The organism is Bradyrhizobium sp. CCBAU 53421 (assembly GCF_015291625.1).
Taxonomy (GTDB): domain Bacteria; phylum Pseudomonadota; class Alphaproteobacteria; order Rhizobiales; family Xanthobacteraceae; genus Bradyrhizobium.
This window is the reverse complement of record NZ_CP030047.1, coordinates 617,175-643,727: the sequence shown is the minus strand read 5'-3', so window position 1 is coordinate 643,727 and position 26,553 is coordinate 617,175. Positions and strand designations below refer to the sequence as shown.

The window sequence follows — 26,553 nt, the reverse complement described above, 5'->3', positions numbered from 1 at the left end:
CGAGACAGCTTGACTTTTTGCAATCGATTGCAATATCAAATGCAATCGATTGCAGAGAGGCAATGCATGTCCAACGGGATCATCGAGAGACTTGAGGATGTCACGCCGAGCGTGCTGCGGGCGATGGCAGGGACCGACAACGCCCGGCTCCGGACGGTGCTGGAAGCGTTGGTCAAGCACCTGCACGCCTTCGCCCGCGAGGTGAAGCTCACCGAGGCCGAGTACGATCTCGGCATCGACTTCCTCAACCGGATCGGACAGGCCACCCACGCCAGCCACAACGAAGGAATTCTGTTTGCGGACGCGATCGGCTTCTCGACGCTTGTCTGTCTGCTGAATAACGGAAACGCCGGCGCGACCGAAACCGCTGCCGCGCTGCTCGGTCCGTTCTGGCGAGCCAACTCCCCGAGGACGAAGAACGGCGGCTCGATCGTTCGCTCGCCGACGCCGGGGCCCGAACTCTTCGTCAGCTGCGAGGTCGTGGACGTCGCGGGGCACCCGATCGCCGATGTCGAAGTCGACGTCTGGCAATCCTCGCCGGTCGGGCTCTACGAAAACCAGGACGATGCGCAGGCCGACATGAACCTGCGCGGCAAGTTCACCACCGATGCCGCGGGGCGCTTCTCCTTCAGGTCGGTCAAGCCGGCCGGCTATCCCGTCCCCACCGATGGCCCCGTCGGCGATATGCTGCGGGCCCAGAACCGGCATCCTTACCGGCCCGCACACATCCATTTCCTCGGCTTCAAGCCCGGGCACAAGACGCTGATCACCCAGGTCTTCGTGGACGATGACGAGCACCTCGAAAGCGACGTCGTGTTCGGCGTGACGCGGGCGCTCATTGGCGACTATCGCCGGCATGACGACGGCGAGCCGCCCGCGGCCGGCGTTCGCGCGCCCTGGTACACGCTGAACTACCGGTTCGTCATGGAAAACGGCGAAGCCAACCTTCCCAAACCACCGATCCAGTGAGCAGAGCCATGAAACAGTCCATGGACGGCAAGGTCGTCCTCGTCGTCGGCGGCGCCGGTAGCATCGGTGCCTTGTCTGCCCGGAAATTTGCCGAGCTTGGCGCCCGCATCGCGATCAGTCATCGCGATGTTCCGGAGGAAGCCGCGGCAGCCGCGAAGGTGATGCAATCCCTGCCCGGAGAAGGCCACGCGGCGCTCGTCGCCGACGTGTCGCGGACCGATACGTTGACGTCGTTGCGCACCGAGATCGAACGGCGCTTCGGCCGCCTCGATGTTCTGGTCAACGCCGCGGGCTTCACCAAGCCGGTGCCCCACGCCGACCTCGACGCGCTGGACGACGACCTCATCGACAGGATGTTTGCGGTCAACTGGCGCGGACAGTTCGCCACCATCCGCAGCTTCGCCCCGCTGCTGAAGGCGTCGGAAGACGGCCTGATCGTCTCGATTTCGTCGATCGCAGGCACCAACGGTATCGGCTCGTCGATCGCCTATTGCGCGGCCAAGGCCGGCATCGATGTCATGACCAAGTCGCTGGCCCGCGCGCTTGCGCCTGACGTGAGGGTGCTCGCGGTCGCACCCGGCGTGGTCGACACCAACTTCGTTCCCGGACGCGGCGCCGACTTCAACACCAGGACCGCGGCCACGACGCCGCTGAAGCGGATCGCAACGGCGGATGACATCGCCTCGGCGATCCTCGCCTGCGCCACGCAACTCGGCTTCGCCACCGGCACGACCTTCGTGGTCGACGGCGGCCGCTCGCTCTGAAGGACAACCCATGCGATCTCCACGCGACAAGGTCATCATCACCTGTGCGGTGACGGGCAATCTGACGACGCCCGAGCAGACCCCTCATCTGCCCATTACGCCGCAGCAAATCGCCGAGGCCTGCCTCGGCGCCGCGGACGCCGGCGCGGCCATCGTGCATATCCACGTCCGCGATCCCCTGACCGGTCGCCCCTCGATGCTGCTCGATCACTATGTCGACGTCGTGCAACGCATCCGCGCCCGCAATCCCGCGCTGATCCTCAACATCACGACCGGACCAGGCGGACGCTTCGTGCCATCAAGGGACGAGCCGAAGATCGCCGCCGAGGGCACGACCTTGATGGTGCCGGAGCAGCGGGTCGAGCACATCGCCGTGCTGCGGCCGGATATCTGCACCCTCGATCTCAACACCATGAATTCGGGCCGCGAGGTGGTGATCAATACCCCACCCAATGTGCGGCGAATGGCGAAGGTGATCACCGAGGCCGGCGTCAAGCCGGAGATCGAGCTGTTCGATTCCGGCGACATCGCGCTGATGCGCGATCTGATCGCCGACGGCACGTTGACGGGGCCGGTGCTGTGCTCGTTCGTGATGGGCGTGCGCTACGGCTTTCAGCCGGCGCCGGAAACCGTTCTCTACGCGCGTAATCTGCTGCCGCACGATGCGGAGTTCACCGCCATCGGGATCGGCAAGGCCGCCTTCACGACGGTCGCGCAATCCTATCTCGCCGGCGGTCACGTCCGCGTCGGACTCGAGGATGCCGTCTATCTCTCCCGCGGACAGTTCGCGACGTCTAACGCGGAGATGGTCGTCAAGGCACGCCGCATCGTCGAGGACCTCGGCGGAGAGATCGCGACGATCGAGGAGGCACGCCGGATCGTCGGCCTGCCGCATCCATCCAAGGGCGCGGCCCGGGAGCGGCCATGAACGTCATGACCGGAGCGAAAATCAACCTTGGCGTCGAGGCGACCAGCGTGCGGCTCAACGCCAAGGCGGCCGATGCTGCATCGATTGAACCCGTCATCGAACGGCGTGCGTTGTCGCGACAGCCCGACGAGGTCGTCGTCGCCATCGAGGCCGCCGGCGTCAACCCGTCGGACGTGAAGGCCGCTACCGGTCTGATGCCCTATGCGGTCTTCCCCCGAACCCCGGGCCGCGATTTCGCCGGACGGGTGGTCGACGGGCCGCGCCAATGGATCGGCAAATCCGTGTTCGGCACCTCCGGCGATCTCGGCATCCGCCGCGACGGCACGCACGCCTCGCATCTCGTCGTCGAAGCCGCGGCGCTGGTGGAAAAGCCGGACGGCATCTCCATGGACGAAGCCGCCGGGATCGGCGTGCCGTTCTTGACCGCCATCGAGGGCTTCCGCAGGTCGGGCATGCCGAAGCCTGGCGAGCACGTTCTCGTCATGGGCGTCAACGGCAAGGTTGGACAGGCGGCGGTGCAACTTGCGAGCTGGCGAGGCGCCAGGGTGATCGGCGTGGTGCGCAAGGACGAGGGCTATGACGGTCACGCCAATGCTCCGATCGAAATCGTCAATTCCGCCGCGACCGACGTTGCGGAACGTGTCCGCGAACTGACCGGCGGCAAGGGCGCCGATATCGTCTTCAACACGGTCGGTGACCCCTATTTCGACGACGCCCACCACTCCCTTGCAAAGCGCGGACGCCAGATCCTGATCGCAGCCGTGCACAAGATCGTGCAGTTCAGCATCCTCGAGTTCTACCGAGGGCGGCACACCTATGTCGGCATCGACACCCTCGCCTTCTCCTCGGTCGAGAGCGCCGACGTCCTGCGCAGCGTGCTAGCAGGCTTTGCAGGCGGCTTCCTTCGCCCATTCCCGATCGCGGATCGCTCGATCTATTCTCTCGCCGACGCCAAGGCGGCCTATGCCGCCGTGATCGGGTCCTCGCGCGACCGCATCGTGCTGCGCCCGGGAGCCTGACCATGCACGTCGTCCGCTTCGCCGAACGGCCTTCGAGAACCTCCGCCGACTGGCGGTAGGGCATGCGGACTAGGGCATGATCCGGAAAAGTGCGAAGCGGTTTTCCGAAACGATCATGCTCAAACAAGGAGCTAAAGCGCGATGACGATTCAACCCAATCTCATCGCGCTTTAAGGCCGTATCTGACGACGGCGATCTGCGATCAGTTGTCTTGCTTCGTCGGAGTCGGGACTCCTCCGCATCACAAGCCTGCCCACAGGCCTTGCCGCCCGCTATCGCTACCGCGACGACAGCCGCTGCCTTTCGTCGTCCGTCAGCTGCTGCGCCTGCTCGGCCGTCAGTTCACCGCTGCCGACCACGCGAAACATGCTGTTTGGATCATAGCTCTGTCGCTCGTTGCCGCCGCGGCGCTGGTCGTTGCTGCCGGGATCCGGCGTGCCGTCGCCTCCGCCATAGCCGAGCACCTCGACGATAATGACCGACGGCTGTCCGGTGTTGCCGGCCGGTGCCGCCGCCGTCGGCTGCTGGGCTGCGCCCGCGGTGTTGTTCGCCGCGGTCAACGCCCCCACCGGCGGTCCCTGCACCACCGGCACACCGACCGATGTGCCCTGCACCTGGATATTGGCGATGTTGAGCACCCGCAGCGCTTCAAGCGTGAGATTGCCCGACACGCGAATGCCGGCCTCGCCGGCATCGATCGTGCCGTGCGGTGCGAACAGGTCGACGTTCCCAGGAGGCACGCCGGGCACACCAATCAGGGTTGCGATGCCGGCGCCGGTTTGCGGCGTGTTCGGCGTTTTGGCAGAGCGGCCGTACTGATCGTAGACGACCAGAGGCGGCGACGTCACGATCGAGGTCTGCTTGCCCTTGCCGGCGTTGAGGTCACCGTTGGTCGAGAACATCAGAATGTCGCCGCCGAGCTCGGTGAAGACGCGCGACTGCGCCACCACCACGCTCCGATCGGTGAAGATGTTGATGTCACCGCCTTCGAGCGTCAGCAGGCCGGGGCGCGCCGTGTCGGTCTGCCCGGTCAGGTCGGGCGTCTGGTTCTCGATGCCGAGCGACACGCCGCCACCGGGCGCCAGGATGTTGATGCTGCCACCCTGCTCGGTGCGGACGCGTGCGAGCTGGAACAACGAAAGGTTGCCGGCATAGGCTGTGGTGGTGCCACCGATCACACTGCCGGGGAACAAGGTCTGGATCGCCCGGTAGGCCCGATCGTAACCCTTGCCGCCTGCGCCATGGCCGTTCGCCGCCGCCTCGCCGCCCGCCCTGAGCTCGGCGAAATACACCTGCTCGATGAACGGCAATTGTGCCGCCGGGCCGAGGTTGCGGAAATCGGCGAGCGCCTGGTCGCGACTGAGGGCGATACCCTCGATCCCGCTCATGTAGGTGGTGAGCTGCGCGAGATAGCCTTGCGTCGTCGCATCGGTGTTACGCGGATCGAAATAGAGGTTGATGAAGGCCGCGGTGTCGGGTCCGCTCGCGCCGGTGCCGACCGCGATGCCGAGCGAGGCACCGGTCGCCGGCAGCAATGGATTGTCCGCATTGCCGACCGACGTGATGCCAACGCCCTGCGTGCCATACTGCCCCTTCTGCGCAACAATGTCGCGACCGGCAAGGACCGATAGCGAGCCGGGCCCCTCCACACGAATGTTGAAGACGTCCGGGTAGGCCAGGCTGCACGGCTGGCAACTGACGATGTCGCGTCCGGCCTGCACCAGCGAGACGTCGCCGAGCCCGGCGTTCTCGATATTGATGATCGGCTGAACGATATCGAGGCCGGCGCGCACCTGCGCGCGCTCCGACGTCGCCAGCGCGAGCCTCATCAGGCTCCCCTGCACCGCATAGACATGCACGGTATGTGGATTGTTGAACTGCACCAGGTTCGAGGGCAGCGACAATGCGCCGCCAAACGTGTCGTAGGACGAATTGGAGAGCGTGCTCGCGTAATCGCTGCCTGCCGGCGCCGAGGCACCGGTAATCTGGGGCTCCAGATCGGCCGCCGTCATGCTGACGCCGAAGCTGACGATATCCTGCCGGGCCAGCAGGTCGAGGCGGGCCGTCGGCGCAGCCAGTGCGGCCAGATAACTGAAATTGGAGCCGCTCTGCGCAATGTAGCCGGCGCGGATCGAGCCGCCGGCCGCCGTCAGTTCGAAGATCGGTGGCGCGAAATCACCATGCACCGTGATGTCGCCGCCTTCAGCGAATTCGGTCAGGGCGCTGGCGGCCGTCATGCTGGTGAAGAAGCCGTAGGGTGCCACCGGGTTGTAGTAAAATGAGGGGGGCCCATTTCCTTCCAGGCCGGCCGGGATGTGATAGCCGGTTCTCGCGGGGTCGGGTTGCTGCGTCGTCCGTGTCGGATCGCCGACGATCGCGTTGATTCCCCGGCGGGACACCACGTTGAACTGAGCGTCGCCGATCAACATATCCACGCGCGCGATTATCAGAGAAGTTGTGTCCAGCGGCGCCATGCCGATCTCGCCGGCCTGGATGTCGGCCGTTCCTCGCCCCACCAGCAGATTGGCGTAGTTGATAGCGCCGCCAACCGCCAGCGAGAGATTGCCGCCGCCGTAGACTGACAATGCACCGGTGCCCGTCAATCCGCCTGTTGTCGGCACGCTGATGTCGACGGCCTTCAGATCACCATCGACCGCGACCCGGACGTTGCCGCCTCCCAACGCGCCGAGCCCCTTGAACGCGGCCACTGACGGAAATGAGTCGCCCCCGAAATCGAGATACGGTTGATAGTAGGAGCCGAAATTGACGAACCAGGTCGGACTGACGGCCTTCGGTTCGGTCCAGAGCCAGAAGGTGTCGAGCTCGGAAGCCGCATAGCTCGTCACGCCATTATTGCTCGTATCGGCGCCGATCAGGCTGCCATGCGCCTTGACCGTGAGATTGCCGCCGCCGCTCGAATAGCTGGCGCTGAATGCGAGGGGATACAGCGTGTCGTACGCCTTCAGATTAAAGTCCGCGTCGAAGGTATATCCGAGATAGTTGTCGTAGGTGTACGTGTAGGCAGACATGATCAGAGCGCGCTGGGCCGGCGTGAAATTCGGCGTTACCGGCTCGCCCGCAGTATAAATGCCGAATGCGGTCTGGATGTCGATGTTGCCGGCCGCAGCGAGCTCGATATCGCGCGCGCCGGTGCGGACTACGCCCGGAATCTGCACGACGATGCCGCTGTCATTGACATTGGCGTCAATCAGGTAGGGCGCCGCGAACACGATCGAGCCTGGCTCGGGATTGGTCGCCGTGGCCGCGGGACGCAGCACGGCCGGCACGACCGCCAGCGGATCGGCACCGGTGAGATCCGCGCCCGCGACCAGCCGCAGCGTCGCCGATCCGGAGCCCGCCGGCAGAGGCGCCGCGATGGCGAAGATGCTGCCGTCCGGCGAACTGACCGGCGCGGCAAAACCGTCGCTGATGCTGCCATTGATCAGCAGGTTGCCGGCCGCGCGGAGCGTCAGCACCATCGGCTCGCCATTGTAGCGGTAGGTGTGCAGATCGATTCCGGAATTGGTGGGGGATGGATTTTGCAACAGCTGGAGATCACCGCTGCTGCGCAGCTCGATGCCGGGCATCAGATGGAAGGCGGTGACGGAGGTGCCGGTCAGCGTGCCGATGCCGGTCTTGATCGTTGCCGCCGCGACATACGCCTGCGCGTCGGCATCGGCCGTCGCCAGGTTCGCGTCGACATAGGGTGTGCCGGTGATGTCATAGACCTTGACCGCCTCGACGACGATTTCGCGCGCACCGACGACCTGCACCCCGTTGTTGCTGACGCGCACGCCGGTGGTACCGTCGCTGTTGGCTGTCCGCGGCGCGCGCAGCCAGAGCTGCCCGCCATTGAGCGCGATGTTCGGGTCGGCCCCGGCGACGTTGATCGTCGGCGTGCTGCCGGCGTCGGCATCGAACGTCAACATGCCGGAGCTGTTGCCGGCGAGGCCGAGAAACACCGTACCGCCCCGCGCGCCGGTCGCGACGGCATTGAGCACCGCATGCGCGCCCAGCTCCAGATTGTTGCCGGCGATCAGGCGGATGCTCGCATCGCTGCCGCCGCTCGCATCGATCAGGCCGGCGACGATGATGCTGCCGCGGCTCGCGGTCAGCTCGACATCGTGGGCGGTGATGTTGCCGACATTGATGTCGCCGTTCGCGAGCGTCAGCGCCTGCTCGCCCGAGAAACCTGCGATGCTGCCGAGCAGCGCAGCAGCGTCACCCGACTTGACCGCTAGGACCGCCTTGCCGCCGGCGTAGCGCGGATCGGCGCTGGCCAGCAGCTGGCCGTCGAGACGGGCGGTCCCGTTCGGCGCGACGATGGTGAGCGTCCCGGCGTTGCCGCCCTGGTCGGAATCCACGACATCGAGCGCCGGCAGCGTCACCGAGCCCAATCGGCCGCCACGCAGATCGACCACCGCCCCTGAAGCAATGGCGACATCGCCGTTCACGGTCTGCAGCGTCACGCTGCCGGCCGGTGCAATCCGCACCACGTCGAAGAACGGCGTCACCGCGCCCGCGACATTGGTGACGGACTCGGCCTGCAGCGTGATGCCGTTCTGCGCGGTGAAGGTGATCGCGCCGGACGGCAGGTCGAGGGTGGTGCCCTGGACGATGCTCTGCGCGGAGACGGAAAGTGTTGCGCCGTTGGAGTTGGTGGCCGTCTGGACGGCGCCGCCAGACCGCGCTGCGAAGGTGACCGTGCCGGCATTGGCGACGAGTTGCGTCAGCGCGCCGGCCTGCGCCGTCACCAGCGGCGCGGCGATCGTCAGGTCTCCGCTGACGCTGAACGTGCCCGGCATCACCTCGCCCGGGGCGTAGGACACCGTGCCGATTTTTTGCATCGTGCCCGCAGCGATCGGGCCGGCATAGGCGACGCCCCCGATCACCTGCCCGGATGCCGCCAGTGTCACGGTGGCGAAGCCCCCGAACGCGAGATTGCCGCCGCCGCCCAGCGTCAGCTGCGTCGCATCGATTTCGAGCGCGCCCTGCCCGCTTCCGGTCGAAGCTGCGCCGGTTGCGCCGCCCTTCAGCGTAATCGCGTTGGCGCGGAGTTTGACGCTGTCGGTCGCGGCACCAAACCCGTTGATCACGGGCGCACTCAATGTCAGTCCGGCGAGCAGCGGCTGGCCGGTCGCCGGATCCAGATCACCGAGATCGACCGAGCCGTAGACGTTGATCGCCGTGGACGCCGACAGCATCAGGTTGCCGGTCGCCGGCAGATGACGCAGCGGATCACCCTCGGACAATTGCGAGAGCAGGCCGGCGCTCAGGTTGAAGCCCGAAGTGCCTCCCGCGCCGAAATTGATCACCGGCACGCTGACCATGACGGTCGGCGCCGCAAGGCGGGCGAGCGGATCCATGCTGATCGTGTTGGAGGCGCTCAGCGCCAGCGCGCTGCCGCCGAAGATTTGCGCGCCCGCGCCGATGCTCAGCTTGCTCGCGCCGTTGCTCCCCGTCGGCAACGTAATCGGCAGCACGGGTGCGTTGGACGCCAGCACGAATGCGCCCGCCCCGCTGCCGACACGCGCCAGCGCGATTGATCCCAGGGTCTTGCCGGTCTTCGGATCGTTCGGGAACAGGGTGGAAATTGCGCCGAACGACGTCGTGTCGATCTGCGCACCGGCGCCGATCGTGATCGCGCTGCTCGCCGTCAGCATGATTTCGGGCGCGGTCAGCACCGCCCCACTGTCGATCTGAAGCTTCTGCGCCGCCGGCGTGATGGTCAGCACGTTGCCGTTCAGGTTGCGCGTACCGCCGATCAGAATGCTCTGCGCCCCGATGCTATCGAGCGCACTGGCCTGCAGCCCCGTCATGCCCGGCGCTGCGGCGCCGCCCGGCGCGAGGATCTCGAGATTCGAAGCCACGATATCGGCCTGCCCGCCCCGGCCGCCCGCCGGAGCCGTGAAGTCGCCGAATCCGCCGGTGACCGGCAACGACAGACTGTTGGTCGCATTGATGACGAGCTGTCCCGCGTCGAGCGGAAGATAGGGCGCCGCGATGCCGCTTGCGGCCGCCTTGGACGCATAGAATTGAGTTGCCGTGGTTTCGGCATATTGCGACTGCTGGCGGACCACCGCGCCCGGCGTGACGATGTAGACCGAGGGAAGCGAATCGCGGATGCCCGTATTGGCGACCTCGCCATAGCCCAGCACACGGTAGGAGCCGTCACGCTGCGCAAAGTTCGACAGCCCGGTCGCGGTAGTCTGATTCTCCGCAACCGTGACCTTGTAAGCGCCGGGCAACAACGCGTAGTGCCCCGGCAGCAAGGTGTAGGTACCAGCCGGCAATCCCGGAATTCCGCTCAGGTAGATCTGCTGACCAACCTGCAGGGCAACCGGCGCGGATGTCGTCTGCGTCGGATCGCTGAGCTGCATCTGGGGATCGCGCGGCGCATAGCGGTTGCCGAGGCTCGGCAGGACCGCGAATGTCTTGATACCGTTGAGCGTATCGATCGAGCCGCCGGCGCCGCTGACGAACTGCGCGCCGTAGAGATCGCCGCCGCCGGACTCATCGATGCGCGCAGTAGCCGCCCCACCCGACGCGCCTGCGACCGTCAACGCCCGGCCATAGAACGAGATCGTCTTGGCCGGTGGCGCGCTGATCGTGTTCGGCGTGCCGCTGTTGTCGTAGCCGTAGATCCAGTCGGTGTTGCCGAGCGGCGCGCCATATGGGATCAGCGTGCCGCCCGCCGACACCGACGTGATGCTTCCCGGGAGCAGGTTGATCGCGCGCGTGGAGGTGGGATTGCTCGGATCTCCGAAGGTGATCTGCCCAAGCGGTGCCAGCAGGACGCCGCCCTGATTGATGGTCGGCGCAACGATTTGCACGGATCCGCCCGCTGACAGCGGCACATAGGGCGCCTGGCCGTTGCTGGCAAAGCTGACCACGCTGTTGGGCCCTGTCGCCTGGATCAGGAACAGACTGCTCGTAATGCTTGCATATGCATTGCTGACCGGTCCGCTGCTGATCGGGTAGATTTCCGTCCCCGTGAACGTCACGTCACCGGCCGTCGCCAACGTGGACGGCTTGAGAGCGTAGGAAGGCGCAGTCTTCGAAACCGGCACCAGGCGGATGTCGCCGAGGCTGTTGAACGCGATGCTGGCAAAGCCGGGCAGCGACACCGCCTGACGGACCGGAGTGCTGAAATCGATGAAGCTCGTGACGTAGCTGTAACTCGCACCGCTGCGCAGCGTGCCCTCGATGTCGATCAGGTCGGCATCGACCTCGAGACGTGCCGTACCGGCCATGGGTACTGCGCTGTAGCTGCCGAGAGGAACATAGGCGCTGCTGGTGTATTCGTTGATGTTGCGCTGACCGCCGCCGATGTCGACGTAAGGCGCGCTGAGCCGGACGCGCGCGCCCGGCGTTGCACTGATGTTGCTGGCGTTGATGGTCAGGCTGCGCGCCGCGGCGAGGTTGACGTTGCCGTTGAACACCAGCGCATCGACCGCGCCGAGAGACACCGACGCGAAGCCGCCGCCGGAAATCTGGTCAGCGCCAATGAAGATGTCTCCGAGCAAGTTGCCGGGGACCGACTGCCCCTGCGCCAGACCAGTGGTCATCAGCGGCGCGGCTTGGCTCACGATCGTCTGAAACACCGGCTGCACGAACTGCGAGACCCCCGAATTGTCCGCGACATAGCTCCCGATCACCTGATCGATCGTCAGGCTGCCGCCGGATGCTCCAGTCCCGCCGCTCTGTGCCTTCATGTTGGCGTCGAATAGCAATCCGAGCGATGCCCGGATCGCGATCCCGCCGCCCGGTGTCGCAACTTGTGTCTGGATGAGACCCGATCGGCCCGCGACCTGCTGTATCGTTCCCGACGCCCCCGACACATCGATGATCGCCCCGGCTTGCGCCACGACGACACCGAGCGGCTGCTCGCCATAAGGCTGGGTGGCCGAATAGGGGTAGTAGAGCGCGGGCTGAGCGTCCTGATTGATGTTGACCTGTCCGCCGCCGAGCACCGTGTTCACCGGGCGCCCCAGCCCATCCAACGTCGACGTCACGAGGCCAGGCACCAACAACCTTGCGTCCGCGCCGATCCACAGCGTCTGCGTGGCAACATAAGACGGCCCATTGTTGGGCGGCACGCCAACCTGAGAGTCGACCGCATTCCAGGTTCCTGTGGTGCCGGTCAAATCGATGTTGATGGTGCCGGCGGGCGCGCTGATCGTGCCGTCGAAACTGAGTTGATGGCGTGCGTGCAGGGATATTTTCGCCTGCGGATCGGCATTGATCACGACGCCGCGCTGAACGTCGAGATTGCCGTTGAAAGCGTCGATCGCGCTCAGGACGAGATTGACGGGCGCCGGCCGCAGATACGACGGCAGTATCCCCGCCGTCGCGACGCTCATGACGTCGCTGCCTGTCGGCGCCAGGGCTGCCTGCGGATTCGGAACCAGATTGACCCCGTGCAGCTCGAGATCGGTGCCGCCCACGACCGTCAGGTTCTGGTAGCTGTAGAGGGCGTATTGACTGAAGCCGCCGCTGGCAAAGAATCCGGGCGACAGCCGCATCACACTGGCAGGATCGACCGGCGTGAGATTGCTGGTCCCGTCGGCGTTGATGCTGCCGATGGTGCGGAGCGGAAGGGTGGCGTCTCCGCCGATCTGGATCGCGGGCGTGGCGATGCTGAGCACACCGCCAAGGATGAAGCCGTAGGATCGCAGCGTACCATCGAGATAGACCCGGCCCGGATAGTTCTGCGCGAGGGTCGTCGAATTGTGCAGCGTCGCCCCGAAGCCGTCGGCGATCAGCGTGATGTTGCCACCGGTTCCGACCGGCAGGCCATTGCTGGTCTTGATCCGGCCCGTGCTCTGCACCCAGCCACCACTCGACGCATCGATCACCGCCCCATCGTCGATCCGAACGTTGCCGTAGGCGATCAGCTTGACGTTGCCGCCGTTGTAGAGCGCAGGCGCATTATCGTTGCCGCCGGTGCGATCATTGACCCACAGGCCGCGCGTATCGATCACACTGCCCCGATGCAGTTCGATGTCACCGGTGAAGACAGTCGTTCCCTGCAGGGCGGCATTGACGGTTATCGAGCCGGCACGTGCCACCAGCTGACCGTCGATCGAAATTCCGCCGCCGGCAAAGACGACATTCGAGTTCAGGGTGATCGAGCCGCCGGGGGCGACCTGAAGCTTGGCGCCGCCCACGATGCTGATGGCAGGAGATACCATGCCGCTGACCGGATCGGTCACGCCGCCCCCGGCATTGATGGTGATGCTGCCATAGTTCGCCTGGTTGAGCAGATCGGCCGGCAGATAGACGGTCTGTTGCCAGGACGGCGGCAGCGGCGCCGTCGCGCTGGAAAGTTCCGGCGGCGCAACTGACGGCGCGATGATGGTCGCATCGGACGCAGTGACGGTGAGCGCGGCACCGGCCGGAAGCGTGTTGGCGGACCGCTGATAGGGTCCATTGACAGTCGTCGCGAGAACCGAGGCATCGATCTCTGCCGCGCTCGCAATCACGGTCAGGGCGCCGGCGGCGCGTCCTTCCAGATAGGCCGGCTGGTACAGCTGACTGGAGACCAGTGGATTGGCATAGAACTCGGCGACGCCCCAGTGGGCGTGATTGACCGTGAAGCCGACCCCGATCGAGGTGTAGGTCAGGTCCGCGGGGGCCTGATTTGCGCTGTAGATCCTGCCGTCCGAACCGACCAGCCAGGTGACGGGCACATAGCCGGCCTGATGCGCGAGCGAGCCGCCGGCAATATCGATCGTCGCACCGGGGCGCAGGAGGGCATCGCCCGTGGAATAGACGATCACCGAACCGCCCGTGGTCAGACGCTGGTCGATCGGACGCGCGACCTGCCCGAGCCATCCCGACACCTCGAGCAGCCCGCCTGCGGTGTAGACCCGATCCGACGCCACGGGATCGAGATCGTGGACGTTCACCCACACGTTCTTGCTGGACAGGATACCGCCGCGCTGCAGTGGCGAGTCGCGCAACTCGTTGGCGCGCACGTTCACCTGCACCACGTCGCTCGACGCCGCCACCGGCACGCTTTGCAACCCCGAAACGTCGATCAGGGAACCTGCGTCGACAAGAACACGCGCCCCGTCGCGGTTGGAGTTCGTGTTGATCTTGGCGGCGGGATTGTCCTGCAGATAGAGCTGGTCTCCGTAGCTCGATGCCTGAAGCGCAACGCGTCCGGACGGCGCGATGATCGCAGCTCCGGACTGCACGTTGACGAAGCCGCCCTCGACCGTGATCCGCGACTGGGCCTGGGGCTGGGTATCCATCGCGGTGAGACCATCCTCTTCGGGGAGGACCGCCGTGAGGCTGCCGGGCGCGAGCCGCACCACACCGGTCTGCGTCGACACCGCGTAGTGCGAGGAGCTGTCATAACCGTACATTCCCTGCAGCCCCTGCTGCGCGGACAGCAGGATCGAACCGGCCTGGTTGACCGAGGTGGTCGCCACCACGACGCCGGACTGCTGCAAATTCATGCCGACCAGCGTGACGTTTCCGGTCGGCGCCGCGATGAGGCCGGTGTTGCTGACCGTGCCGCCATTGAGCACATTCAGCGCCAGGCCCTGTTGGCTCGTGCCGCTGCTCGTCGTGACATAGACCGACGTGCCGGCGACGAGCGCGGCCTGTCCGCCTGGCGTGACGATGCTGCCGCTGTTCTGCACATTGGCGCCGAACAGGAATGCATTCCCGCCGCCCGTGGTGACCGATGCGGGCGACGCCGTGACGATCACAGCACCGGCTTCGACGGTGATGTCGCCGGTTGGGCCGTTGCCGTTGGCGAAGATCGGGGCCTGCAGGTTGCCGTAGCTGTCAAACGGCGAGCGATTGAGCAGCGCGGTCTTGAACTGCTGATCGGTGATGTTGAGAGTCGACGCCACCAGTGAGCCAACATTGATCTGGCTTGCGCCGCCGAAAATGATGCCGCTCTGGTTGATCAGCAGCACCTGGCCGTCAGCCTTGATACGGCCGAGGATCTGGCTCGGCCCGACATTGCCGATCACGCGATTGAGCGCGACCCAGTTGCTGTTGCCCTGCTGGTTGAAGACGACGTCGGTCCGGGCGCCGACACTGAAGCTCTGCCAGTTGAGGATTGCCTGCGGCGCGGTCTGGGTGATGCCGACACTGGTGCGTCCGTTGACGCTCGCCTGGGTCGGAAGGTTGGCGCCGGACCAGAGGCTCGATCCGGGCGTAGCGCCCGGCGCGACCTGTAGCCCACCCGGCACCAGACCATTGGGCACCACCACCTGTGGCAACGTCCGCGAGGTGCCGGAGGCCTGCGCGGCACTGCGCGCGGCCGCCTGTGTCGCCTGCATGGCCTGGATCGCTTGGGCCGCCCGCGCCAATGCATCAGAGCTCTTGGCCGCCGCGTCTGCCGCCTGCTGGGCCCCGGCGCTCGCCGCGTCGGCCGCGTAACGCGGCGCCGCGACCGTCCACGGGCCACTCAACGGCCTCGCACTCGCAGGATACGCCGCGAGCAACAATGTCGCCAGGCTCGTGCCGGCCATCAACCCGCCGCGGGACATCCGGCGCGACGACCGCAACGGCGCGCTGACGGCCAATTCACCGCGTGCACGGGGATGATGGGTGGCTTGAGCTCGAACCGGCATGACACGTCCTTCCAGCGAACACCGCAGAGGTCACACCAGCGTGACGGGAAGCCACGCAAAAACCCGCAAGGTATTTTTGTGAAAATTTCGTGTCGCTGCAGAGCGGTCGGGGGATCGTCGGATCGCCCTCAACTCAGCAGCACGATTCCGCCGGGCAGCAGCCGCACGCGCGCATTGAACGCCTGCTGGATCTGGGTCAGGACCTCGTCCATACGATCGATGCGAAAGCGGCCACTGACGGGCAACCGTGCGATCGCGGCATTGACGACGAAGATGCGGCCGGTCCGGTAGCGGTTGATCTCCTCGACTGCATCGGATAGCGGCGTGAAGCGAAACAGCAGGAAGCCACGCTGCCAGGCGGAGGTGGCCTCGATATCGGCAGCAGCAAGTGTCTCCCCCCGCGCGTCGTAGCGCAGTTGCTGGCTCTCCTTGACGGCGATCGCCTGCGCGCCACGCTGGACCTGAAGCTCGCCCTTGAGGCAGGTCACGCAGACCGGCCGCTCGCCGGCAGCCGGCACATAACGCACGTCGAACTGCGCCTTGTCCGCGAGAATCCAGCGGTCGGCGGCGTATACGCCAAAACTGCGCCCGGATGTAGCGAACGCCGCCTCGCCGGAAAGCAACTCGATCCGTGCCGCGTCGGGATCGGCAGGCCGAAGCGCGATGCTGGTCTGCACGTTCATCTGGATCGAAACATCGCCCGGCAGCGCCACATGGCGCTGCTCGCCGGTGCCGGTCCGGTAGTCGGCCGCGAACTCCGACCAGGACGGCCACAGACCGAGCGGCGGACGCGCAAGCGCGTAGACGCCCGCCGCCGAGGCAGCGGCCGCGAGCCCGCCGCCAAGCAACGCGCGGCGGTTGAGCGGGCGCGAAGCACGCGGCAACTGTCCTGTCATCATTGCCGCCCGGACATTGCGGCCGGCCGGAGCAAGATCTCGCCACAGCCGGCTCGCGGCGGTGAAGGCGGCAACATGCTCCGCGCTCTGGGCGCACCAGCGCCGCAGCGCCTCGGCGTCCGCCGCAGTGGCCCGCCCGGAGGTGAGATGCCGGACCCAGCCCACCGCTTCCCGCTTGAGCGGATCAAGTTCCATGTCGTCCTTGTCCTTCGCGCTCATGGCCGGCGTCCGCCCCGTGCCTGCCCACGCCAAGATGCGGCGGCTCGCGCCACCACTCTCAAGAAGACGGTTCGAGCCAGGCGAAACCGCATGCTATTCGCCCCTCCGATCACGTCGCGCCAGACAATATTCCTGCGCCCGCTGCAGCTCCAACTCGACCAGGCGCAGGGAGATACCGAAGCGGCGGGCGATCTCCTGCCGCGGCATCTGGTCGAGCCGTGCTGCGAGCAGGATCGCGCGGCGGCGCGGCGGCAGTTCGCGCAAGATAGCTTCCAGCCCGCGCAGGTCCGAACGCGCGCGCGTCACCTGCTCCGGATCGGGCGCGCCATCGGCGATCTCGAGCAGTCCATCGACCTCGGCGGCACTCAGGGTCCGGCTATCGGCAGTACGCTGGCGATCACGCGCCGCGTTCATGGCGACGCCAAAGATATAGTTGCCGGGATTGCGGACGACACCGATCGAATCCACCCGGGCGATGCGGAGCCAGGCGTCCTGCAACGCCTCGCCCGCGAGCTCGGACGATCCCAGCCGTCGCGTCAATCGTCGCTTGAGTTCATCGTAGCGCTCGACCAGCAGACGTCTGATCAGCGCCAGGGACGCCTCGGTCATGGCGTCGCACTGGCGCGGCGCGCCGGAGGACCATTGCAGGCCATCGTTGTGCCGGGTCCCTGCGGGATCACCACCAGGGTCACTGGCTGGGCAAGACCGGCCGGCGGCGGCATATCGACCTTGATCCGATGGAGCGCGTGATCGATGCCCGCGTCGGCCGCGGCACTACCTGCCGAGCCAAGCCGCGCGAACCGTTCGACGTTGCCGGCGGGATCGATCCAGAACTGCAGCGCAATCCGATAACCGCCCGGCCGTGCATCCGCCTCAGCGCACAGTGCGGCGCGAAGGCCGGTCTGCAGCCGCGCATAATAATGGCTTACCGGAAGCGGCAGCACCGCCTGCGTTGTGGCCGGAGCGGGATAAAGCACGAAAGACGTCTCTCCGAGCACACGCGCCGACAGACCGCTGCCCGCGAGCAGACGTACGAGCGCCATGTCCGCGGTCATCGGCCCGCGCACGGCGCTGGAACGCAGTCCGGCCGTCAGGTTGCTGTTGTAGAGGACGTTCCGCCCAGCCACGGCACCATACTGTTCGAGCGCGGCCGCCAGCGGCTGGGCGACGATATCAAAGTCGATCTGCGCCTCCTGCGCCGATACTTTCGGCGGCGCCAGGACGAGACAGACGCCCAGCATCAGAGCACGGCACAGCCTCCGAGCGCTCCAGGCTCGTGCTGGCGCATCCGGGTTCAACTCGGCTCCTCGCGTTTACAGGCCTGTCATGGTCGGGCGGGGACCATAGGCAGGCCGTGTAACAATCTCATGTCAGGAAGGCTGCGACTGTAGAGAGCATGCGGCGAAGTTCCTGGAGCCGCACGCCCTCCCAGACCGTGCCGTCGACCATGCGCGTCGCCGACGAAGCGCTCGGCCGGCTGCGCGCATCAATGGGCGTGCGTCGCTCAGGGACGAACGCGGATGAACGTCTTCCCCCTGCGTCGCTCGGTCGGGTTCAAGGCGGCGACGGCATCGTCGAGGGTCGAGACGTTGCCGATGTTCGTCCGTAGTCGTCCGTCCCGCACCCGCTGGACGATCTCACCCAGCTGGGCACGATCAGACTCGACGACGAAGTCGACCGCGAGGCCGTCGGCGGGCCGTGCCTCGGGCGGCGCGACGATGGACACCAGCGTTCCTCCGGCTCGAACCAGACGCGCGGATCGCTTCCCGATCTCGCCGCCGATGCCATCGAACACCAGATCGACTCCGCCGACGTCTTCCAGGGCGTCGTTGTCGAGGTCGACGAACTCCTTCGCGCCGAAGTCGAGCACCGTCTGACGGTCGGCGGCGCGTCCGGTGCCGATGACGTGGGCGCCGAACTCTCGTGCGAGCTGCGTCACGATCGAACCGACTGCGCCGGCCGCGCCGTGCACGAGTACGCTCTTGCCCGCCTGAAGGCGGCCGTGCTGGAACAGTCCCTGCCACGCCGTGAGGCCCGAGATTGGCAGACTCGCGCCCACCGTGAAATCGACGTCGCCCGGGAGCGGCGCGAGGTTGCGAGCCTCTATGGCTACATACTCCGCCAGGGTGCCGTCGCGATACCAGTCGGCGAGGCCGAACACTCGCTGTCCCAGCGACAGCCCCGTCGTACCGTAGCCGAGAGCGGTGACCACTCCGGCCAGTTCGTGGCCGAGGATCGACGGTGTTCGATCGCGGTCGAGGCGATCCGTCCAGGTCGAGGGCCACTCCAGCTCAGTCGAGACGAATCCTGCCGCATGGATCTGAACGACGACGTCGTTGATCGCTGCCTGCGGCGCGGGCCGCTCCACCAGCTTCATCCCGGCCTTTCCCGCAGCCCGGTTCGTTACTACCATTGCCTTCATGGTCGTTCTCTCCTGAGTCATTTGCCTCCTTGCTGGAAGCAGGTGGACTTCAAGCGCTTGCGGTCCGCATCTGCATCGCGTCAGGCTTCTGCAAGCAGAGCACCACTAACAGCGCTCCACCGTTTGCCCAGTAGTACCAGGCATCGAGACCGGTAAAGCCGAGGACAAACGGCACCGTCACGAAGATGATGCCGACGAGAGCATCAACCGCGACATGAAATGAGAACGGGATAATCCGGATGACGCCCGTTCTGTGATTCGTAAAGAACGTCAGAATGATCGCTGCCACGCCAGTGACGACAGCGACCCATTTTGCCGAAGGATTTGAGCCGCCGAGTCCGAGCACGAAGGGTAAGGCGATCAAGCTCGCAGCAACAGGATAGTCCAGGTAAGCGTGTATCGTCTTGGTGACGAACCTGGGGTCGAAGTGAGTAGAGGGATGGGTGGCTTGTTGATTGATTTGCACGATCGACTCCTTTGGTCTGAGTGGCGACTGTTCGCAACACCACTCAGCTAGGATCGCGCGGGTCGCAGGAGCAAGACACGCGAACAAAGTACGGACTGTCTGCAAGACAGTTGGGACGATATGCAAACCTATGACGATTCAAGATCACGAGTATCGGTCGGAGGAATTCCAAAGCGTTGGGAAAATGCCCGCGCAAAGGCCGCCGCCGATTGGTAGCCGGCCTGAGCTGCAACTTCTTTCACGCTTGCTTTGGAACTGCCGAGCCTGGCCAAAGCTTTTTGCAATCTCCATTCCGTGACATAAGCCATAGGCGCAACACCGACGAGTTCCGTAAACCGCTCCGCGAAGCGGCTCCTCGACATGCCGCTTGCTTTGGCGAGAGTTTCGACCGTCCATGGATCGCCGGGCGTTTTGTGCACCAGTTCGAGGGAGCGGCCGATATGAATATCCGTCATCGCGGTCATGATGTTGGCCAGTGGCGGATGACGTTCGACGCTTGCCCGCACAGCCTCGATAAAAACGATTTCCGACAGACGCGCGATCGAAGCGGCGGCACCGACCTCGTCACTCAGCGCACGCCGCGCAACCAGGCGCAGTGACTCGTCAAGCAGCGGATAACGACCGCGGTCGGGCTGGGTTATCAGGATTGCTTCGGGCAATGCGCCAAGCAGCGGATGATCGGCGCCCTGCGAAAAGCCAAGGTGACCACAAACCATTTGTGTTGTGGCCTGGGGGTCACCCTTGCCGATCACGAACGCGCCCTTGCCGTCGTAACCCGATTCCTGGATCACGCGTTCCAACGGCGCCGGTGCCCGGCCCGGACGATCGGCAAGGACATGTCCCCGACCGCGGGGAATCAAGACGACATCGCCTGGTTCAAGAACGATATTGCTGCCGGATGGAAGGCTCACATGGCAGCACCCCTGGATCACAAAATGGAACCGCGCCGCTTGCTCGTATGCCGGAACGGTAATGGCCCAGGGTGGCGAATAGTCGGTACGGAAATAAAGTGTTCCTTTGAGCCTGATGGTCTCAAAGACATCACTCAGGAGGTCGAACATGCGGGCCATCTCGTTCAGCTAGACTCCCCGCACCCGCGTTGCACGATAGCAGACTTCGCCCCGCATGTCGCTGATGGGTCAAAAGCGAGGAACTGAGCGGGAGCAAGGTTCGCCAGAAGCCGGGGGTAAGGCTGGCTCCGCCCGGTGTTCGCAGTCCTGTTCTGAAGTGACTGCGCGATCGATGCGAACGGTCGTTCTCACAACTCCAGCGAACTCCTTCCTCGGTAGCACCTGTCGGACACGCCAGGGCAGAGTCTCAACCGCGTCATTGGCGCGATCCGCGCCACGAATACTGCTTGACGAGCGTCATTAACTCTCGGACGCTTGGCGGCAGGGCGTGATCCGATCGGCAGGCGCAGGCCGAAATCCCGTAAGCGCTGCCGTTTGAAATGGTGGCATCCTCTATGATTGACATTGCGACACTGAGCCAGGAGGACGTCGACACGCACTTTCTGCGCCAATCATTCGACGTGGCCCGCCGCGCGCTCGCCCACGGCAACCATCCCTTTGGAGCAGTCCTGGTCGACCACGATCGTCGCGTCCTGCTGGAGGCCGAAAACGGCTTTATGCCTTCGCGCGACGGTACCGCGCATGCCGAGCGGCTGCTGGCGACGCAGGCCTGTTTGACGCTTCCCGCCGACGTGCGGAAGGGAGCGACGCTTTACTCCTCCGCCGAGCCATGCGCCATGTGTGCAGGAGCGATCTATTGGGCAGGCATCGGCCGCGTCGTCTACGGCCTCAGCGAGCATGCCCTGCGCGAACTCACCGGCGATCACGCCGAGAATCCAACTCTCGATCTGCCTTGCCGTGAGGTATTTCGCAGCGGACAACGTTCGACCGAGGTCGTCGGACCGCAACTCGAGGCGGAGGCCGCAGCCCTGCATCAAGGCGTTTGGAAAACAGGTTGAGTCTTTGAAAGGCAGCCCTTGTCGTCGAACAGGGGAAATGGCGCCGCGGGGTCATCGCGGCGCCATCAGGACCACCCGTTGGAACGGCCTGGGTGGATCAGAACTTCACCGAGATGCCGGAATAGAGCGATTCCTCGGTGCAGGAATTGTTGCTCACGCCGGCCGCCACGTTACAGACAACGCTCTTGGCGTGATCGAGGCCGAACTTGTTCTGCCAGTAGCGGTAGGCCACCCAGACGTCGACAAAGTGCGAATACTTCGGGCCCCAGAACGCCTTGCTCGCGTCGAAGGTCAGACGGATTGGCTCGGAGTTCAGCTCCACCGCGGTACTGATGTTGGTGACCGGATTGAACGCCATGGGCTCGTTCTCGGTGCCCTTCTTGCCGTACCAGCCGGCGCGGCCGCTGATCGAGAAATACTGCATGTTCTCAGGCAGGAAGCCGAGATCCATGTAGTAGTTCACCTCGACGGCCCAGGTCGGCTTGAACTTGGTATTGCCGTCGCTGATGCAGCTCACGCCAGGAACGCCCGGGCCGAACAGACCACACTGGTCGAACGCATTGTGATTGTAGAACTCGTAGTACATCAACGGCGACACGTTGATGTAGCCCTTGTAGGGAAGGTTGAACTCAAACTGCAGACCGGCGACGACGTCGCGCTTGGCCGGCGCGAGGAAGTTGTTCTCCGTGTTGGCATCCATGCCGACTTCGAACGAGATATTGTTCAGCGGCCCCATGCTGAACGCCTTCGTGTTGAATATCTGATTCCAGCCGAAGGTCGAGCGGAACAGGCCATAGATCTCGGTCGCGCCGGCGCAGGTAGCTGGAGCTCCTGTGATCGTCACACCGACATTCGAGCACGGTGACGCCGGGTCGTTGTGATCCGATTTGTACATCGAGATCGTGAAGAAGTTCTGGCCATAGGCCCAGATGTCGAAATGCGTGAACGAGTATACCTGCTTCGCGGTCTTTCCATTGATGCTGCCGTCCGGACGGACTGAAAAGACGCCGGGATCGGTGCCGGAAAAGATGTAGGAATAGGTCACGCGATCATCGATGACCAGAAAGAATGGCAGGTCGGCCACCGGCTTGGGCGCCTTGACCGGAAGATCGGCGGCGCTTGCAGGATTGGCGGCCGGTATCAATCCTAACAACAGCGCAGCTGCTGACAATGTGCGGCGGATATTGAACATCGCGAATGACCCCCAGAGTGAAGCAAACGGAATTCGTGCTTACGCTGGAACGTGACGCCGCTTCCGGCAGAACGGGAAGCCTGAACTTTTTCCACGTCGTGACGCGTGTTTGATCAGCAGGCTCCGCAAGATCGGTCCGGCTTGGCTGGTTTTCGCAAAGCTCGGCCGCCGGAAAATCGGCATCGACGGATTTTGGATTTTTCAAATTATGCCCGTCATTGCTAGCGATCTGAGACATTTCGGCGCAGCATGAAATTCGCCGTTGGCACGCAATCAATTCACCGGAGCGCGCTTCCGCGATCGTGCTCAACTTCGCGTCATCGCTGCCTACCGCCATTTCGAATTGGCTCGACAGTTACAATCTTGCAACACTCTTGGCTGCTGCGCCGGGTGACGCGCGCTCCTGCGGCGCAGCTCGGGCGGTCCCCGTGCAACTACGGAAAACTCAGTTGTGCCGAAGGCTTAAGCAATCAGTGGCGTTTTTTGCTACTTACGCACGTTCCAAAACTGGCCCACTATTGCCACTCCCTCTCCTGACGCAGGCGATATCCTTGGATGCGAGACACGACATCCGCCGGGCAGCACACAAGTGCCACGCCGCTGTTGCAAACGGTCACCCTGACCAAGCGGTACGGTACGTTTCTCGCCAACGACAGGATCGATCTCGATATCTGGCCGCAGCAGATCCATGCATTGCTCGGCGAGAACGGCGCCGGCAAATCCACTCTCGTCAAGACCATCTACGGTCTGGTTCAACCGAGCGAAGGCGAATTGCGCTGGGAAGGCCGAAGCATGGTCTTGTCCGGCCCTTCGCAGGCTCGCGCGCGCGGCATCGGCATGGTGTTCCAGCACTTCTCGCTGTTCGACAACCTCACTGTCGCAGAGAACGTCGCGCTCGGGCTTGATGGCAAGGAATCGTTCAAGGAAATCTCCGCGCGGCTCGAGCGGGTGTCCCACAGTTACGGGCTTCCGCTCGATCCGAAGCGCGAGGTCTGGCAGCTCTCGGTCGGAGAGCGCCAGCGCATCGAGATCGTCCGTGCGCTGATGCAGGATCCGAAATTCCTGATCCTGGACGAGCCCACCGCGGTGCTGACGCCGCAGGAGGCGGACCAGCTTTTCGTCGTGCTGGAGCGCCTGAAGAGCGAAGGACGCGCCATTCTCTACATCAGCCACAAGCTGGAAGAGGTGAAGCGGCTGTGCGACACCGCCACCATCCTGCGCAACGGCAAGAAGGTCGCGACCTGCAATCCCAAGGCGGAGACCGCCGCCTCGCTCGCCCGCATGATGGTCGGCACCGAGATCAAGGAGGTGAAGCCGGCGGCGACCCGCGAGATCACCGTGCCGCGGCTCGTGATCATCGATCTCAACCTCGAACCCGACGATCCCCATGGCGTGCACCTCAAGGGAATTTCGCTTGAGCTCAGGGGTGGTGAAATCCTGGGAATTGCAGGCGTCGCCGGGAACGGACAGGACGAGTTGTTCGCGGCACTTTCGGGCGAGCGGCTGGCCAGGGACCCCGGCACTGTCGTCATCGAGGGAATCGCCGCGGGACACCTCTCGATCAGCCGGCGGCGCAAGCTCGGGGCAGCCTTTGTCCCCGAGGAGCGGCTCGGCCACGGAACCGCGCCGCGCATGCGGCTCTCGGAGAATGCGCTGCTCACCGGCCACGTCGCCGGCAACATGGTGCTGCACGGCTTCGTCAACACCGCCGCCACGCTGAACGCCGTCGATCGAACGACCGAGACCTTCGACGTGCGCAAGGCGAAGCGCGATCCGGAGGCCGCGAGCCTTTCCGGTGGCAACCTCCAGAAGTTCATCGTCGGCCGCGAGATCCTGCGCAATCCGGCCGTGCTGGTCGTCAACCAGCCGACCTGGGGCGTCGATGCCGGCGCGGCCGCGGTGATCCGCCAGGCGCTGCTCGATCTCGCCGCCGGCGGCGCCGCCGTGCTGGTGACAAGCCAGGATCTCGACGAGCTCATCGAAATTTCGGACCGCATTGCGGTGATGTTTCACGGTCGTTTGTCGGAGCCGCTGCCGACCGCGGAAGCAAGCCGCGAGAAGCTCGGCCTGCTGATGGGCGGAAGCAGCCTCGAGGCAACGGAGCAGGCGCATGCAGCTGGTACTTGAGAAACGCGCCGAGCGGTCCAGGACCGTTGCGCTGATCTCGCCCCTTATCGCGATCGGGCTCACCATCGTGACCATGACGATCCTGTTCGCGGTCATGGGCAAGAATCCGATCCTGGCGCTCTATGTTTATTTCATCGCGCCGCTCGCCGACGGCTACTCGCTGCAGGAGATCGCGGTGAAGGCGACACCACTGGTGATGATCGCGATCGGCCTGTCGCTTTGCTATCTCGCCAATGCCTGGAACATCGGCGCCGAGGGACAATTCCTGATGGGCGCGGTCGCCGGAAGCTGGATCGCGGTGAAGACGCAGGGCACCGAGGCGGGCCACTGGGTGCTGCCGGCCATGCTGCTGTTCGGCGCTATCGCAGGCGCGCTGTACGCGCTGATCCCTGCCATCTGCAAGGTCAGGTTCGGCGCCAGCGAGATCCTGACCTCGCTGATGCTGGTCTATGTGGCGGACCTGCTGCTCGACTATCTGGTGCGCGGGCCCTGGCGTGATCCGCAAGGCTTCAACTTCCCGACCACGGCCGAGTTCGACCCAGTCGCGACGGTGCCGACGCTGATCGAGGGAGGTCGGCTGCATCTCGGCTCGATCCTCGCGCTCATCGTGGTCGCCGCCGGCGCCGTGCTGCTCGGCAAGACGATCAAGGGTTTCGAAATCCGCGTTGTGGGGGCTGCGCCCCGTGCGGCTCGATTCGGTGGATTCAATGCCAACCAGCTGATCCTGCTGACATTTGCAATCTCTGGGGCGCTCTCGGGGCTGGCCGGGATCATCGAGGTCGCGGGGCCCGTCGGTCATCTCCAGCCCGGCATCTCGCCAGGTTACGGCTTCACCGCGATTATCGTTGCATTCCTCGGACGATTGAATCCGGTTGGAATACTAATTGCAGGGCTGTTTCTCGCACTCACCTTCATCGGCGGCGAGCAGGCGCAGATTGCCATGAAAATCCCGTTGGACGTCACCAAGGTTTTCCAGGGAGTCCTGCTGTTCTACGTGCTCGCCTGCGATTCCCTCATTCTCTATCGCTTCCGCATCATCTCCTCGTCTCCGCAGGTCGCGCGTGGAACTCATTGAAGCGATCATCCTGTCGGTCTTGGCGGCATCGACGCCGCTGTTGCTGGCGGCAACAGGCGAGCTGGTGACCGAACGCTCTGGCGTGCTCAATCTCGGCGTCGAGGGAATGATGATCGTCGGCGCGGCCTGCGGCTTTGGCGGCGCATGGTTGACCGGTTCGATCATCGTCGGGGCGCTCTGCGGAATGATCGCCGGTACGCTGATGTCGCTGCTGTTCGCCGGAATGGCACTCGGGCTAGCGGTCAATCAGGTCGCCACCGGCTTGGCGCTCACCATATTCGGCATCGGTCTGTCGGGATTGATCGGCGCCGGCTTCGTCGGCGAGCGGATCACACCGGCCCCCCATCTCTATATCCCCTTCATCACCAACATTCCGCTGATTGGCCGCATTCTGTTCGGCGAGGACGGATTCGTTTATCTCTCGCTGGCGCTGATCGCGGCGGTCTGGTGGTTTCTGTACCGGACGCGGGCCGGGCTCATCGTGCGTGCCTGCGGCGACAACCACGTGTCGGCCCATGCGCTGGGTTATCCTGTCCTGAGGATCCGGATGTACGCCGTGATGTTCGGCGGCGCCTGCGCCGGGCTCGCCGGCGCCTATTTGCCGCTCGCCTACACGCCTTTCTTCATCCCGGGCATGACCGCAGGCCGCGGCTGGATCGCGCTCGCGCTGACCGTGTTTGCCTCCTGGCGGCCCGGCCGGCTGGTAATCGGAGCCTATCTGTTCGGCGCGGTGACGATCCTGCAGCTGCATGCACAGGGCGCCGGAATCGGCATTCCGTCCCAGTTCATGTCGTCGCTGCCCTACCTCGCAACCGTGATCGTGCTGGTGCTGCTGTCGCGCGCGCGAACCGGCGGTTCAACCGCGCCTGCAGCACTCGGCACCGTCTTCGTTCCCGATCGCTGACATTGG

17 protein-coding genes are annotated in these 26,553 nt (G+C 64.8%); 8 read left to right on the top strand and 9 right to left on the bottom strand.

Going from position 1 to position 26,553, the window contains the following annotated elements; all coding sequences use genetic code 11:
• The first annotated feature begins 66 nt into the window (after nt 1–66).
• The 4 genes from XH92_RS02940 to XH92_RS02925 are packed head-to-tail and all read left to right on the top strand — an operon-like array spanning nt 67 to nt 3,680.
• On the top strand, nt 67–969 hold the full coding sequence (locus XH92_RS02940; protein WP_194457894.1) for a dioxygenase: 903 nt from the start codon (nt 67–69) through the stop codon (nt 967–969).
• A gap of 8 nt (nt 970–977) precedes the next feature.
• Entirely contained in the window at nt 978–1,733 is a 756-nt protein-coding gene (locus tag XH92_RS02935) for an SDR family NAD(P)-dependent oxidoreductase (RefSeq protein WP_194457893.1), read from the top strand.
• 10 nt (nt 1,734–1,743) lie between these two features.
• Nucleotides 1,744–2,661: a 3-keto-5-aminohexanoate cleavage protein gene (locus tag XH92_RS02930; RefSeq protein ID WP_194457892.1), complete on the top strand. Its 918-nt coding sequence runs from the start codon at nt 1,744–1,746 to the stop codon at nt 2,659–2,661.
• On the top strand, nt 2,658–3,680 hold the full coding sequence (locus XH92_RS02925; RefSeq protein WP_371817929.1) for a zinc-binding alcohol dehydrogenase family protein: 1,023 nt from the start codon (nt 2,658–2,660) through the stop codon (nt 3,678–3,680). Before XH92_RS02930 ends, XH92_RS02925 begins: the two co-directional genes overlap by 4 nt.
• 278 nt (nt 3,681–3,958) lie before the next feature.
• On the opposite strand, the gene XH92_RS02920 is transcribed toward XH92_RS02925, so the two are convergent.
• The 7 genes from XH92_RS02920 to XH92_RS02890 form a co-directional block, all read right to left on the bottom strand.
• Nucleotides 3,959–15,175, bottom strand: a complete 11,217-nt coding sequence (locus tag XH92_RS02920) for a filamentous haemagglutinin family protein (RefSeq protein ID WP_194457891.1) — start codon at nt 15,173–15,175, stop codon at nt 3,959–3,961.
• Nucleotides 15,176–15,405: 230 nt separating this feature from the next.
• Nucleotides 15,406–16,392, bottom strand: coding sequence for a FecR family protein (locus tag XH92_RS02915; protein WP_194457890.1), 987 nt, complete (start codon nt 16,390–16,392; stop codon nt 15,406–15,408).
• A 93-nt stretch (nt 16,393–16,485) separates the two neighbouring features.
• Entirely contained in the window at nt 16,486–17,001 is a 516-nt protein-coding gene (locus XH92_RS02910; RefSeq protein ID WP_194457889.1) for an RNA polymerase sigma factor, read from the bottom strand.
• Nucleotides 16,998–17,633: an STN domain-containing protein gene (locus tag XH92_RS02905; RefSeq protein ID WP_194457888.1), complete on the bottom strand. Its 636-nt coding sequence runs from the start codon at nt 17,631–17,633 to the stop codon at nt 16,998–17,000. Before XH92_RS02905 ends, XH92_RS02910 begins: the two co-directional genes overlap by 4 nt.
• Before the next feature lie 263 nt (nt 17,634–17,896).
• A complete protein-coding gene (locus tag XH92_RS02900) occupies nt 17,897–18,814 on the bottom strand; it encodes an NADP-dependent oxidoreductase (RefSeq protein ID WP_194457887.1) in 918 nt (305 codons plus the stop codon).
• A gap of 49 nt (nt 18,815–18,863) precedes the next feature.
• Nucleotides 18,864–19,280 carry a hypothetical protein gene (locus XH92_RS02895; protein WP_210345535.1) on the bottom strand — a complete coding sequence of 139 codons (417 nt, stop codon included), beginning with the start codon at nt 19,278–19,280 and terminating at the stop codon, nt 18,864–18,866.
• Nucleotides 19,281–19,408: 128 nt separating this feature from the next.
• The gene (locus XH92_RS02890; RefSeq protein ID WP_194457886.1) at nt 19,409–20,341 is read right to left on the bottom strand and encodes an AraC family transcriptional regulator; all 933 of its coding nucleotides are present in this window, start codon (nt 20,339–20,341) and stop codon (nt 19,409–19,411) included.
• A 404-nt stretch (nt 20,342–20,745) separates the two neighbouring features.
• Between XH92_RS02890 and XH92_RS02885 the strand changes: the two genes are divergently transcribed.
• Nucleotides 20,746–21,249, top strand: coding sequence for a nucleoside deaminase (locus tag XH92_RS02885; RefSeq protein WP_194457885.1), 504 nt, complete (start codon nt 20,746–20,748; stop codon nt 21,247–21,249).
• A gap of 97 nt (nt 21,250–21,346) precedes the next feature.
• Here XH92_RS02885 and XH92_RS02880 read toward each other — a convergent pair whose 3' ends face one another.
• On the bottom strand, nt 21,347–22,393 hold the full coding sequence (locus XH92_RS02880) for a hypothetical protein (protein ID WP_246788649.1): 1,047 nt from the start codon (nt 22,391–22,393) through the stop codon (nt 21,347–21,349).
• Nucleotides 22,299–22,778, bottom strand: a complete 480-nt coding sequence (locus XH92_RS42885) for a hypothetical protein (protein ID WP_246788655.1) — start codon at nt 22,776–22,778, stop codon at nt 22,299–22,301. Before XH92_RS42885 ends, XH92_RS02880 begins: the two co-directional genes overlap by 95 nt.
• Nucleotides 22,779–22,996: 218 nt before the next feature.
• On the opposite strand from XH92_RS42885, the gene XH92_RS02875 reads away from it, so the two are divergent.
• From XH92_RS02875 to XH92_RS02865, 3 genes are read left to right on the top strand one after another with little or no spacing between them, the layout of a single operon-like run.
• Nucleotides 22,997–24,568, top strand: coding sequence for an ABC transporter ATP-binding protein (locus XH92_RS02875; protein ID WP_194457883.1), 1,572 nt, complete (start codon nt 22,997–22,999; stop codon nt 24,566–24,568).
• Nucleotides 24,552–25,643: an ABC transporter permease gene (locus tag XH92_RS02870; RefSeq protein ID WP_194457882.1), complete on the top strand. Its 1,092-nt coding sequence runs from the start codon at nt 24,552–24,554 to the stop codon at nt 25,641–25,643. The genes XH92_RS02875 and XH92_RS02870 overlap by 17 nt, the downstream gene beginning before the upstream one ends.
• A complete protein-coding gene (locus XH92_RS02865; protein ID WP_194457881.1) occupies nt 25,630–26,547 on the top strand; it encodes an ABC transporter permease in 918 nt (305 codons plus the stop codon). The genes XH92_RS02870 and XH92_RS02865 overlap by 14 nt, the downstream gene beginning before the upstream one ends.
• The last annotated feature ends 6 nt before the right edge of the window (nt 26,548–26,553 follow it).